This is a genomic window from Streptomyces sp. NPDC048521, assembly GCF_043199855.1.
GTDB lineage: Bacteria > Actinomycetota > Actinomycetes > Streptomycetales > Streptomycetaceae > Streptomyces.
In genome coordinates this window covers 526,597-538,253 of record NZ_JBICWR010000004.1, presented here as the reverse complement: position 1 = coordinate 538,253, position 11,657 = coordinate 526,597, and the positions used below count along the sequence as shown (strand labels likewise).

Below are 11,657 nucleotides of genomic sequence, written 5' to 3'. Positions count from 1 at the left end.
ATGACGCAGAGTCCTGCCACCCCGCTGCCACCGCCGAAGGAACGCCGACGCCTGCGCGTGTCCCGCTCGCTGACGCAGGCTCAGCTCGCCGCACGGCTCGGCGTCAGCCGGGCCACGGTGCGCGCATGGGAGTCCGGCCGCCGCGTCCCCGACGGAAGCGGTGGCGAGGCGTACGCCCGGCTGCTGACCACGCTCGCCCAGCCGACGGCCGGTCAGCAACCGGCGGGGAAGGCGCAGGGCCCCGGACCCGGGCCCGCTCCGGTCCCGCCCGATCCACTGACACCGGATCAGGCCTTCGACGCGCTGTACGCCTTCTGCGCCCCGGCCCTCGTGCGGCAGACCTATCTGCTCACCGGGCGCCGTGAGCTGGCCCGCGAGGTCGTGGAGCAGGCTTTCCAACTGGCCTGGCAACGCTGGCCCGAGGTGGCCCGCGACCGGGACCCGGCCGGATGGGTGCGTGCGGTGGCGTACGACTGCGCGCTCTCCCCCTGGCACCGCTTCCGCCCCCGGTACCGGCACCCGGAGCCCCCGCCGGCCGACCCGGCCGACCGTGCCCTGTTGCATGCCCTGCTCGAGCTGCCGCCGACATACCGGCGCACGCTCGTCCTCTACGACGGTGTGGGCCTCGACCTGCCGGAGACGGCGGCGGAGACGGAGGCCAGCACTCCGGCGGCCGCCAATCGGCTGACCCACGCCCGTCAGGCCGTGGCCGCGCAGATCCCGGCGCTGGCCGACCCCGCCGTACTGCACCGGCGGCTGACGGAACTGGCCTCCTCCGAACGGCTGCTCGCCGCCAAGCCGACAGCGGTGCGTACCTGTGGCGAACGCCGGAACGTGTTCTGGACCCGCGCGGCCATCGCCTTCACCGTCGCGATCATCGGCTCGACGGCACTGACGCTGCAGACGGCGCCCACGCACTACGAGCCGCCGATCGCTCCGGCACAGGCGGTACAGGGGGTTCCACCGCCGGCAGCCATGGGACCGCTGTCGAAGGAGGAACTGTCGCTGCGGGCGAAGCTGCACAAAGAGGCGTCGAACGGTCCCGAACGGGTGGTGCCGGAACCGCGGTGACGCCCAGGGCACGCCGTCGGGCAACGGCCGTTCCCCGACTGCCGGTCCGCTCGGGCTGGTCGCGCCGTTCCCCGCGCAACCCTCTGAGCGCTCGGCCGCGGGCAGTCGTACGGCTACCCGGCCCAAGGCAGTCGTGCCGCGGGCGCGCGCCCGTCCCGAGGAGAGCGGCACCTCGTCGGCGCGGGTGGTCGCAAACGCCGGTGGGCCCGGCCCCTGCGCAGGGAACGGGCCCACCGACCAGCCGAGAGGCTCAGGCGCTCAGGATCTCCCGGGCCAGCTTGGCGGTCTCGGTCGGGGTCTTGCCGACCTTGACGCCCGCGGCCTCGAGGGCCTCCTTCTTGGCCTGGGCGGTGCCGGAGGAGCCGGAGACGATGGCACCCGCGTGGCCCATCGTCTTGCCCTCGGGCGCGGTGAAGCCCGCGACGTAGCCGACGACCGGCTTGGTCACGTTCTCCTTGATGAACGCCGCGGCCCGCTCCTCGGCGTCGCCGCCGATCTCACCGATCATCACGATCAGGTCGGTGTCGGGGTCGGCCTGGAAGGCGGCCAGGGCGTCGATGTGCGTGGTGCCGATGATCGGGTCACCACCGATGCCGACGGCGGTGGAGAAGCCGATGTCACGCAGCTCGTACATCATCTGGTACGTCAGCGTGCCGGACTTCGACACCAGGCCGATGCGGCCCGGCTTGGTGATGTCGCCCGGGATGATGCCGACGTTCGACTGACCCGGGGTGATGATGCCGGGGCAGTTCGGGCCGATGATCCGGGTCTTGTTGCCCTTCTTGCCGGCGTACGCCCAGAAGGCGGCCGTGTCGTGCACGGCGATGCCCTCGGTGATCACGACGGCCAGCGGGATCTCGGCGTCGATGGCCTCGACGACCGCGTCCTTGGTGAACTTCTCCGGCACGAAGATGACGGAGACGTTGGCGCCGGTCTTCTCGATGGCCTCCTTGACGGTGCCGAAGACGGGTACCTCGGTGCCGTCGAAGTCCACGGTCTGACCCGCCTTGCGCGGGTTCACGCCGCCCACGACGTTGGTGCCGTCACCGAGCATCAGCTTGGTGTGCTTCATGCCGGTGGCGCCGGTCATGCCCTGGACGATGACCTTGCTGTCCTTGTTGAGCCAGATAGCCATGGTGTCTTGGTGTCCTCGTCCTCGTGCTTACTTGGCGGCGGCCAGCTCGGCGGCCTTGTCGGCCGCGCCGTCCATGGTGTCGACGCGCTGCACCAGCGGGTGGTTGGCGTCGGTGAGGATCTTCCGGCCCAGCTCGGCGTTGTTGCCGTCGAGACGGACGACGAGCGGCTTCTCGACCTTCTCGCCGCGGTCCTCAAGGAGCTTCAGGGCCTGCACGATGCCGTTGGCGACCTCGTCGCAGGCGGTGATGCCACCGAAGACGTTCACGAAGACGGACTTGACGTCCGGGTCGCCCAGGATGATCTCCAGGCCGTTCGCCATCACCTGGGCGGAGGCGCCACCGCCGATGTCCAGGAAGTTGGCGGGCTTGACGCCACCGTGCTTCTCACCGGCGTACGCGACGACGTCCAGGGTGCTCATGACGAGACCCGCGCCGTTGCCGATGATGCCGACCTCGCCCTCGAGCTTGACGTAGTTGAGGTTCTTCTCCTTGGCGGCGGCCTCGAGCGGGTTGGCCGCGGCCTTGTCGTGGAGCTCCTCGTACTCGGGGTGGCGGAACTCGGCGTTGTCGTCGAGCGACACCTTGCCGTCGAGGGCGATGACCTCGCCGGAGGCGACCTTCGCGAGCGGATTGACCTCGACGAGGAGGGCGTCCGACTTGATGAAGGTGTCCCACAGCTTGACGAGGACGTTCGCGACCTTGTCCGCGACCTCCGCCGGGAACTTGGCGGCGGCGACGATCTCGCGGGCCTTGGCCTCGTCCACACCGTCGATCGGGTCGATCGGCGTCTTGGCGACGGCCTCCGGACGGGTGGCCGCCACCTCCTCGATCTCCATGCCGCCCTCGACGGAGGCGATGGACAGGAAGGTGCGGTTCGCACGGTCGAGGAGGAAGGAGACGTAGTACTCCTCGAGGATCTCCGGAGCGGTCTCGGCGATCATGACCTTGTGGACCGTGTGGCCCTTGATGTCCATGCCGAGGATGTCCGTCGCGCGGGCGACGGCCTCGTCCGCGGAGGCGGCCAGCTTGACGCCACCGGCCTTGCCGCGACCACCGACCTTCACCTGCGCCTTGACGACGGACTTGCCGCCCAGCCGCTCGGTGATCTCGCGCGCCGCCTCAGGCGTGTCGATGACTTCACCGGCCAGCACCGGTACATCGTGCTTGGCGAAGAGGTCCCTCGCCTGGTACTCGAACAGGTCCACGCGCTTCCGTCCCTATCAGTGATCTCGCGGTTCGTTGGATGCGTGGGCGTGCCGCGAAGGGCAACGTGACGTCCGCTGTGTCACAAGGGAAGCGCACACGGTGTCCGAGCGCGCGGCATGTCCGTCTCGCAGGTTATCGCCGCTTCCCGGAGCGCCCTAAATCGAGGGTCACACCTGAGCGGTGATACCTGTCACATGATGCCGGGTTCTCTGGCACGGAGTGCCGACATATGGGTGGCGTAGGGGCGAAGTGCGAGGCCTCACCGGGCTGGGGTCGACCCGGTGAGGCCTCTGAACGGGGCCCCGAAGGACCCGAGGCGGTTGATCCCCACCCCAATGGGGACCACCCGCCCCTTCCCGCGGGGGTCCGGCCGGACGCGCCGACGGTATTCGGCCGTCCGGATCCGGTCTCCCCCGCGGAGCCGGTCGCGGGCCCTCAGACCTGCCGCACGCCGTGGGTGTACGCCAGGTCCTGGACGTGGCCCGGGACGAGGGACCGGGCGGCTCCCTGCGCTCCGGCGACCGCGTGCCCGGCCAGCGGGCCGCCGGTGGCCCGCGCGGTCCCGCCGAGGTCCTGCGCGAACGTCCCGGTCTGCCGTGTGAGGGGCCCGGTCTCGCCGACGGCCCCGCCCGCGTAGTGCTGCGCATCGCCGGCCACGCCGTAGGCCAGCCCGCTCGCGCTGGCGCCGACACCGTCCACGACCGGCCGCACGGCCCCGGTGACCGCGTCCACGACCGGCCGCACGGTGCCGGTGACCGCGTCCACGACCGGCGGCACCGTACCGGTGACTCCGGCCGCGAACGGCGGCACCTGCCCGGTCACCCCTTCCGCGAAGGCGTCGGTCTGCCCGGTCACCCCGTGGGCGAGCGGCGGTACGGCGCCCACGGCACCGCCCGCGAAGGGCCGCACGTCGCCGACGACGCCGTACGCGAGCGTCCCCGCGTCCGCCACGGCCTGCCCGGCGACCGGCACCACCCCGTGCACGGCCGTACCGGCGACGGGCGGCAGCACGGCGTGCACGGCGTCGGGGGCCACCTGCCCGGCCAGGCCGGTGGCGTAGGCCTGCACATCGGCGAGGGCACCGGTGGCGACCCCCTGCACGCCCGCCACCGCATGCCCGGCCACCGGCAGGGCACCGTCCACGGCGGCGGACACCACCGGCGGGGCGACCGCTTCGGCCGTCTCGCCGACGACCGGCGTGACCGTGCCCGGCACGGTGCGCACCGTACCGACGAGCCGCTGCTCGACACCGGCGGCCGTGCCGGTGACGTGCGCGGGCACATCGGCGACGGTGGCCTCGGCGGCGCCGGTCGCCTGGGCCGCCGCACCGTGGGCGAGGGCGGCCGCACCGGCGGTCCGGTCCTGCACCCCGGCCACGGTCTGCTGTGCCGTCGTGCGCGCGGCGCCCTGGACGCCCGCGGCCCGCCGGCGCGTGGCCGACTGGGTGGCCTGCAGCTTGCTCTGGGCTGCGGCCAGGGCCTCCTCCACCTCGGGGGCGAAGGAGGAGAGGGGGCCGAAGAGGTAGTCGATCTGGTCCTGGGCGGCGGAAGCGGAAAGGTGAGCTGCCGTGTGGGTCGCCCCGACGGCCCGGCCGGCCCTGGCCGTGGTCCCGCCGGGGAGGCCGTCGCCCGCTGCCCGCGCGTGCCGCGTGGGCACCTCGGTCCCGGGCTGGGCGGCACGGGCGGCGCGGGCACCCTGGATGGCCTGGCCACCCCGCATCTTCGCGGCGGCCGGGGTCTTCGCACCGGCGTGGCGGCTGACCTGGTCGGCCGTGCCGGTGACGGTCCTGCCCTGCTGCTGTGCCTCGGCCGCCGGGTCCGCGACGGTGGAGGTGACGTTCGAGGGGGCCGACGCGGCCGTGCCGGTCAGGCCGGAGACGGTGTCGTGGACGTCGGTGAGGGTGCCGTCCACGGTGTCGGTCAGGCCGGAGACGGTGTCGGTGAGGATGCCGAGGCCGGCGCCACTGTCGGCGTCCGGTACGGAGAGCGCCGGGGTGGACAGCTCTTCGGCGCCGGCCGCGGCCGAGCCGAGCGCCCAGGCGCCGGTGACACCGGCGGCTATCACGATCGAGCGGCGGATGTTCTTGTTCATGCGTGCGTCAAGTCCTTCGGAGAACGGCTAGGGGGTTCCGTCCGGGAAGCGCCGGAGAGGCCGGCGGGTCCGGCGGAGCGGGCAGACCTGTTCCGCCCCCGCGCGACAGGTCTGTGGCGGGGAGGTCGGCCCTGTGGCCTAGCCGGGGAAGACGGGGATGTCCCGGTGCCGTTCCCGGGTCCCTGGCGCGTCGACGCGCGCGGCGGTGCCGGGCAGGAGCCGCAGGGGCGCCCGGCCGTCGGTCGTGACGGCATGCGCGTCACCGTGACGGGACGCGGTGCCGTCGGCCGCCTGCTTGCCGAGGACGCTGTCAGGGTCTCCGGTGGGCGCGGGCTGTTCGGGGGCGTCGAAGGGTGCGGTGGTGTGGTGGGCGTTCGGGTGCACCGGCGCCCGCGACGCGACCGGGATCGCGCGGCCCGGTCCGTACGCGGTGGCCGACGGCGGTGCGGATACTGCGGTACGCGCCTCGGTGCGGGCCCGGTCGTCCGTGCCGCCCGCCGCCGGTGCCGTGCCGTCCTGCCGGCGCGGCCGGGGTTCCGGCGTGGACGGTGCGGGCGGCGGAGGCACGGGCAGTTGCTCGGAGACTCCGGGGAGTTCCGGCAGAGGAACGGAGGGCACGGAGGGCGGGGCGGGCACCGAGGGCATCGAGGGCGGGGCGGGCGCGGAAGGCACGGCGGGCAGCGCCGGCACCTCGGCCCGCGCTTCCTCGAGGCTGCCGGATGCCCTCTGCACGACCTCCCGCACGGGGGTGACGACCCGTTCGGTGACCGTTCGCACGGTTCCCGCGGTTCCCGCAGTCCTCACCGGGTCCGCGTGCCCGGCCACGGAACTCACCGGACGCGCCGGTGCCACCGGCGTCCCCTCAGCCGCGTGCGCCTTTTCCCCGCACAGGAACCCGGCCATGAACAACCCGCCGACCAGCAGGGCGAGGTGCAGCGCACGCCGCCCGGCCGCCGTACGCAGTACGCGCACAGCGGTACCGAACAGAGCGGCAGGCAAGGTCAAGGGACGGAGCTTCCTCAGGTCGGCGCGGGCGGCGACGATCCTCGCACGGTCGGCCGGAGGTAGCGCAAGCCCCCTGTTACCGATGGGTAGTCATGTCCCTGTTCCTGTTCCTTTCCTGCCCGACGTCACGCGGTGTCCGGTATCGGCAGGGGCCGCTTCTCGAGTGCCGCCGCCATCACCTCCGGGAAGAGATCGGGCGTGCAGGCGAAGGCCGGTGCGCCGAGCGCGGCGAGCGCCGCCGCGTGTTCCCGGTCGTACGCGGGCGCTCCTTCGTCCGACAGGGCGAGCAGCGCCACGAACTGCACCCCGGACGCCTTCATCGCCGCCACCCGCTTGAGCATCTCGTCGCGGATACCGCCCTCGTAGAGATCGCTGATCAGCACGACCACGGTCTCGGCGGGCCGGGTGATCTGCGACTGGCAGTAGGCGAGCGCCCGGTTGATGTCCGTGCCACCGCCGAGCTGGGTGCCGAAGAGCACGTCGACGGGGTCGTCCAGTTGGTCGGTGAGGTCGGCCACCGCGGTGTCGAAGACGACCAGCCGGGTGCTGATCGACCGCAAGGAGGCGAGGACCGCCCCGAAGACGGACGCGTAGACCACGGACGCGGCCATCGACCCGGACTGGTCGATGCAGAGGACGACCTCCTTCTTCACCGACTGCGCGGCCCGCCCGTATCCGATGAGCCGTTCCGGTACGACCGTGCGGTACTCGGGCAGGTAGTGCTTGAGGTTGGCCGCGATCGTGCGGTTCCAGTCGATGTCGTGGTGGCGGGGCCGGCTGACGCGGGCGCTGCGGTCGAGAGCGCCGGTGAGGGTGGCCCGGGTGCGGGTCGCCAGCCGCTTCTCCAGGTCCTCGACGACCTTGCGCACGACCGCCCGTGCCGTCTCCTTCGTCGTCTCCGGCATCGCCTTGTTGAGCGAGAGGAGGGTGCCCACCAGGTGCACGTCGGCCTCGACCGCCTCCAGCATCTCCGGCTCCAGCAGCAGGGAGGAGAGCCCGAGCCGGTCGATGGCGTCGCGCTGCATGACCTGGACGACGGAGGACGGGAAGTAGGTGCGGATGTCCCCGAGCCAGCGCGCCACGGACGGCGCCGAGGCGCCGAGCCCGGCCGAACGGTCCCGCCCCGCCTGCGGTTTGTCCCCCTTGCCGTAGAGCGCGGTCAGCGTGCCGTCCATCGCCGCGTCCCGGCCGGACAGCGCGCATCCGGTGCCGTCGGCCTGGTCGCCGCCGAGCACCAGCCGCCAGCGTCGCAGCCGCTCCCGGGCCGGATCGTGCACGTCCGTCAGCGGTGACTCGGTCGTCATGTGCCCACCCCCGCAAGGCTGTGGTCGTCGGTCGTGTCGTGCTCGGCCGCGAGACCGAGCAGCAGCCGCAGCACCGGCAGCACGGCGTCGGCCCGCTCGGTCTCCGGTTCGGCGGCGAAGCCGGGTGTCACGGCCTCCCGGCCGTCTCGTCCGGCACGATCTCCCGGTCCGCGCCGCACCAGTTCGCCGAGGGTTCTGCGCACCCCCGGCTCGTAGGCCGCGAACGTGCGCCGCAGCAGCGGCAGGACGTCCGTGAACGCCTCCGTCGGCACGCCGGTCAGCCAGCTGTCGACCAGGCCGAGAAGCCGTTCGTCGTGCACCAGCAGCAGGCCTCCCCCGCCGCCGACGAAGCCCTCGATCCAGGCGGCCGCGTCGGCCGGCGGTGTCCCCGGCGACAACGCGAGCCCCATCAGCCGCGCCGCTTCCTCGGCGTCCAGCTCCCCGTCGTCCAGCAGCAACCGCACGGCCCGGCCCCGGATGACACCGGGCGCCGTGTCGCGCAGAGACAACCTCCGCAGCACACCCCGCCAACGGCCACGCAACCCACCACGCCCCGCAGAGGGGACCCCGCTCTCGCCGGGCTCTGCGGCGGAGGCGCTGGTCAGGGTTTCCGACAGCAGTCCCACCGCTGTGTGCACGGCGTCCACATGGCCGCGCATCTCCTCCGCCGCGTCCGCGTCCAGCCCGGCGCAGGCCGGAGGCAGGCCGACGAAGATCCGCTCGGCGAGGCCCGCCGCGACCCCGGTCAGCGCGCCGGTGTCGGTGCCGCGCACGTCGCCGTAGCGCAGGGAGCGGACCAGCGCCGGCAGGGCCTGCGCCAGGTGGCCGACGTCCGTGTCCAGGGCCGCCCGGTCGGCGAGCACCCGCATGACCACGGGCAGGGCGTCCGGCAGCCCGGCCAGCAGGCACTGCTCGGCGAGCGCGGTGACCTCGGCCAGGGCGCGCGCGGCGGTCGCGTCCGCCTCGGCCTTGGCCTGCGCCGCGGCGAGCACGGTCGTCCCCCACACCCCCGCCTCGGCGACCCGTACCGACAGCTCCGGCTCCCAACGCAGCCGCCAGGTTTCCCGGAACGTGCCCGTACTCCCCCGGGACTCGGCGGGCTCCCCCCAGTCGACGCCGAGCAGCCGCAGCCGGTGCAGCAGCCTGCTGCGGCCCGCGTCCGTGTCACCGCGCAGGTCCAGCTCCAAGTCCCGCTGCAGCGCCTCCGGCTTGAGCCGCAGCGAGCGCTGCTGCCGGGCCAGGTCACGCTGCAACGGCACCGCGGGGGCCGACTCCGGGACCTCGCCCAGCACGTCCCCGACCACCAGCCGGTCGTGCACCAGCGTCAGCGGCACGTCCGAGCCGTCGCACATCACCGCGCGCACCGCGTCGGTGGTCTCACCCAGGCCGGGCAGCGGGCGTCCGCGCATCGCCGCCAGCGTCTCGGCGAGCCGTACGGCCTCGATGACGTGCGCGGAGGACACGATGCGGTCCTCCTCGCGGAGCAGCCCGGCCACCTTGGTCAACCAGCGCTCGACCGGCCGGTCCGGGGCCCGGAACAGGTGCCCGTACCAGCCCGGCGAGTCGATGCCCGCGCCGTATCCGCTGGACCGGGCCAGCCGGCGGTGCGTCCACGGCACCCAGGTCAGGTCCGCCTTGACCTTGGGCAGCCCCTTGAGCAGCGCCCGGTCGGCGGCGACGGTCGTCCTCTCGCGCAGCGCCGGCACGTGCCAGGCCCCGCACACCACGGCCACCGTGTCCCCGAACTCCTTGCGCGCGTCGCGCAGCCGGAGCCGCATGTGCGCCTCCCGCACGGTGTCCCGGGCATCTCCGCCTCCGCCGAACCGCTCGCGCAGCACCCCCATGGCCTCCGCCAGCGCGGCGAACGGAGCGAACGGATCGCGTTCACCCGGCCCCCGGTGCTCGACGACGTCCTCCCACCACCGCTCGGGATCGTCATATCCGGCGGCCTCCGCAAGCGCGCCGAGCGGATCGACACGAACCCGGCCCCCGGCAGCGGGAGCAGCCTCGACACCAACCCGCTCCCCGGCGGCGGGACCAGGCTCGGCAGCGGCTCGGTCACCGGTGGCGGGAGCAGCCTCGACACCGACCCGCTCCCCGGCAGCGGGACCAGGCCCGGCAACGGCTCGGCCCTTGGTGGCGGGAGCATGCTCGGCCCGAACACGGTCCTCGGCAGCGGGAGCAGCCTCGACACCAACCCGCTCCCCGGCGGCGGGACCAGGCCCGGCAGCGGCTCGGTCACCGGTGGCGGGGCCCTCTGCCGTCTCCTCTCCCGTGAGTTCCTTCTCCGCCCACGCCAGTGTGTGCGTGGCCGGCAGGTCGATGAAGCGGGCCGGGACGCCGTGCTCGAGGGCCCAGCGGATGGCCACCCATTCGGGGCTGAACTCGGCGAACGGCCAGAAAGCCGAGCGGCCCGGCTCGTCCACGGCATGAGCGAGCAGGGCGACCGGGGGCCGCAGGTCCGGGTCGGCGGCCAGCGGGATCAGCGCGTCGGCCTCGGGCGGACCCTCGATCAGAACGGCGGCGGGGCGGGCGGCGTCCAGCGCGGCCCGTACCGCGCGCGCGGAACCGGGCCCGTGGTGCCGCACACCGAGCAGCAGCGGCCCGGAGTCGTAGACCGCGCTCCGGCCGGAGTCGGTCATACGCTCACCTCCCGGCAGGCACGGTAGAAGTCCGTCCACCCCTCGCGTTCGCGGACGACGGTCTCCAGGTACTCCTGCCAGACGACCCGATCGGCCGCCGGGTCACGGACGACGGCGCCGAGGATGCCGGCGGCGACATCGCCCGGCCGCAGCACCCCGTCCCCGAAGTGCGCGGCGAGAGCGAGGCCGTTGGTCACGACGGAGATCGCCTCGGCCGTGGACAGTGTGCCGCTGGGCGACTTCACCTTCGTACGCCCGTCGGCCGTGATGCCGTCCCGCAGCTCGCGGAAGACGGTCACGACCCGGCGGATCTCCTCGATGCCGTCGGGCGCGGCCGGCAGGTCGAGGGAGCGGCCGATCTGCTCGACGCGGCGCGTAACGATGTCGACCTCGGCGTCAGGGCTCTCCGGCAGCGGCAGCACCACGGTGTTGAAGCGGCGGCGCAGCGCGCTGGAGAGGTCGTTGACACCCCGGTCGCGGTCGTTGGCCGTGGCGATGAGGTTGAAGCCGCGGACCGCCTGCACCTCCTCTCCCAGCTCCGGGATGGGCAGGGTCTTCTCGGACAGGATCGTGATCAGCGTGTCCTGCACATCGGCCGGGATGCGGGTCAGTTCCTCCACGCGGGCCGTCATGCCCTCGGCCATGGCGCGCATGACGGGGCTGGGGACGAGGGCGTCTCGGCTGGGCCCGTGCGCGAGCAGCTGGGCGTAGTTCCAGCCGTACCGGATCGCTTCCTCAGGGGTGCCGGCGGTGCCCTGCACCAGCAGGGTCGAGTCACCGCTGACGGCGGCCGCCAGATGCTCCGACACCCACGTCTTGGCGGTACCGGGCACGCCGAGCAGGAGCAGGGCGCGGTCGGTGGCGAGCGTGGTGACGGCGACCTCGACGATCCGGCGCGGGCCCACGTACTTCGGTGTGATCACCGTGCCGTCCGGCAGGGTGCCGCCGAGCAGGTACGTCGCCACCGCCCACGGCGACAGCTTCCAGCGGGCCGGACGCGGGCGGTCGTCCTGCGCGGCCAGCGCGGCGAGCTCGGCGGCGAAGGCGTGCTCGGCGTGCGGCCGCAATTCCTGGGCGCTCTCGTCGCGGCTCGGTTCGGCAGTCGTCGGTTGCACGGACACAGACATGGCTGAGGCCCCCTCCAGCTCGGCCGGTTCGGATCTGGCATCCACCGTGCACCACGCCACTGACAATCGCTCTGA

General features: G+C 73.4%; 8 protein-coding genes. 1 reads left to right on the top strand and 7 read right to left on the bottom strand.

Translation table 11 applies throughout. The features are described from left to right. Positions 1-1,071 carry a sigma factor-like helix-turn-helix DNA-binding protein gene (locus ACGFRF_RS13370; protein WP_393739233.1) on the top strand — a complete coding sequence of 357 codons (1,071 nt, stop codon included), beginning with the start codon at positions 1-3 and terminating at the stop codon, positions 1,069-1,071. A gap of 250 nt (positions 1,072-1,321) precedes the next feature. Here the strand turns inward: ACGFRF_RS13370 and sucD are convergent, their stop codons facing one another. The 7 genes from sucD to ACGFRF_RS13335 all read right to left on the bottom strand — a co-directional run bounded on the left by sucD (position 1,322) and on the right by ACGFRF_RS13335 (position 11,582). Continuing rightward, the gene (gene sucD / locus ACGFRF_RS13365) at positions 1,322-2,206 is read right to left on the bottom strand and encodes a succinate--CoA ligase subunit alpha (RefSeq protein ID WP_393739231.1); all 885 of its coding nucleotides are present in this window, start codon (positions 2,204-2,206) and stop codon (positions 1,322-1,324) included. Between the two features lie 27 nt (positions 2,207-2,233). After that, positions 2,234-3,412 carry an ADP-forming succinate--CoA ligase subunit beta gene (gene sucC, locus ACGFRF_RS13360; RefSeq protein ID WP_393739229.1) on the bottom strand — a complete coding sequence of 393 codons (1,179 nt, stop codon included), beginning with the start codon at positions 3,410-3,412 and terminating at the stop codon, positions 2,234-2,236. Between the two features lie 436 nt (positions 3,413-3,848). Beyond that, positions 3,849-5,504, bottom strand: coding sequence for a hypothetical protein (locus ACGFRF_RS13355; protein ID WP_393739227.1), 1,656 nt, complete (start codon positions 5,502-5,504; stop codon positions 3,849-3,851). A gap of 138 nt (positions 5,505-5,642) precedes the next feature. Then, a complete protein-coding gene (locus ACGFRF_RS13350; protein WP_393739225.1) occupies positions 5,643-6,509 on the bottom strand; it encodes a hypothetical protein in 867 nt (288 codons plus the stop codon). 125 nt (positions 6,510-6,634) lie between these two features. After that, a complete protein-coding gene (locus tag ACGFRF_RS13345; RefSeq protein WP_393739223.1) occupies positions 6,635-7,813 on the bottom strand; it encodes a VWA domain-containing protein in 1,179 nt (392 codons plus the stop codon). Continuing rightward, positions 7,810-10,455, bottom strand: a complete 2,646-nt coding sequence (locus tag ACGFRF_RS13340; protein ID WP_393739221.1) for a DUF5682 family protein — start codon at positions 10,453-10,455, stop codon at positions 7,810-7,812. The genes ACGFRF_RS13345 and ACGFRF_RS13340 overlap by 4 nt, the downstream gene beginning before the upstream one ends. Continuing rightward, positions 10,452-11,582 (bottom strand): AAA family ATPase, encoded by a 1,131-nt coding sequence (locus ACGFRF_RS13335; RefSeq protein WP_393739219.1) that lies wholly within the window; start codon positions 11,580-11,582, stop codon positions 10,452-10,454. Before ACGFRF_RS13335 ends, ACGFRF_RS13340 begins: the two co-directional genes overlap by 4 nt. Positions 11,583-11,657 lie beyond the last annotated feature (75 nt).

Coding starts and splice junctions, on each gene's coding strand:
- ACGFRF_RS13370 (WP_393739233.1), top strand. CDS start 1: ATGACGCAGAGTCCTGCCACCCCGCTGCCACCGCCGAAGGAACGCCGA.
- sucD (WP_393739231.1), bottom strand. CDS start 2,206: ATGGCTATCTGGCTCAACAAGGACAGCAAGGTCATCGTCCAGGGCATG.
- ACGFRF_RS13355 (WP_393739227.1), bottom strand. CDS start 5,504: ATGAACAAGAACATCCGCCGCTCGATCGTGATAGCCGCCGGTGTCACC.
- ACGFRF_RS13345 (WP_393739223.1), bottom strand. CDS start 7,813: ATGACGACCGAGTCACCGCTGACGGACGTGCACGATCCGGCCCGGGAG.
- ACGFRF_RS13340 (WP_393739221.1), bottom strand. CDS start 10,455: ATGACCGACTCCGGCCGGAGCGCGGTCTACGACTCCGGGCCGCTGCTG.
- ACGFRF_RS13335 (WP_393739219.1), bottom strand. CDS start 11,582: ATGTCTGTGTCCGTGCAACCGACGACTGCCGAACCGAGCCGCGACGAG.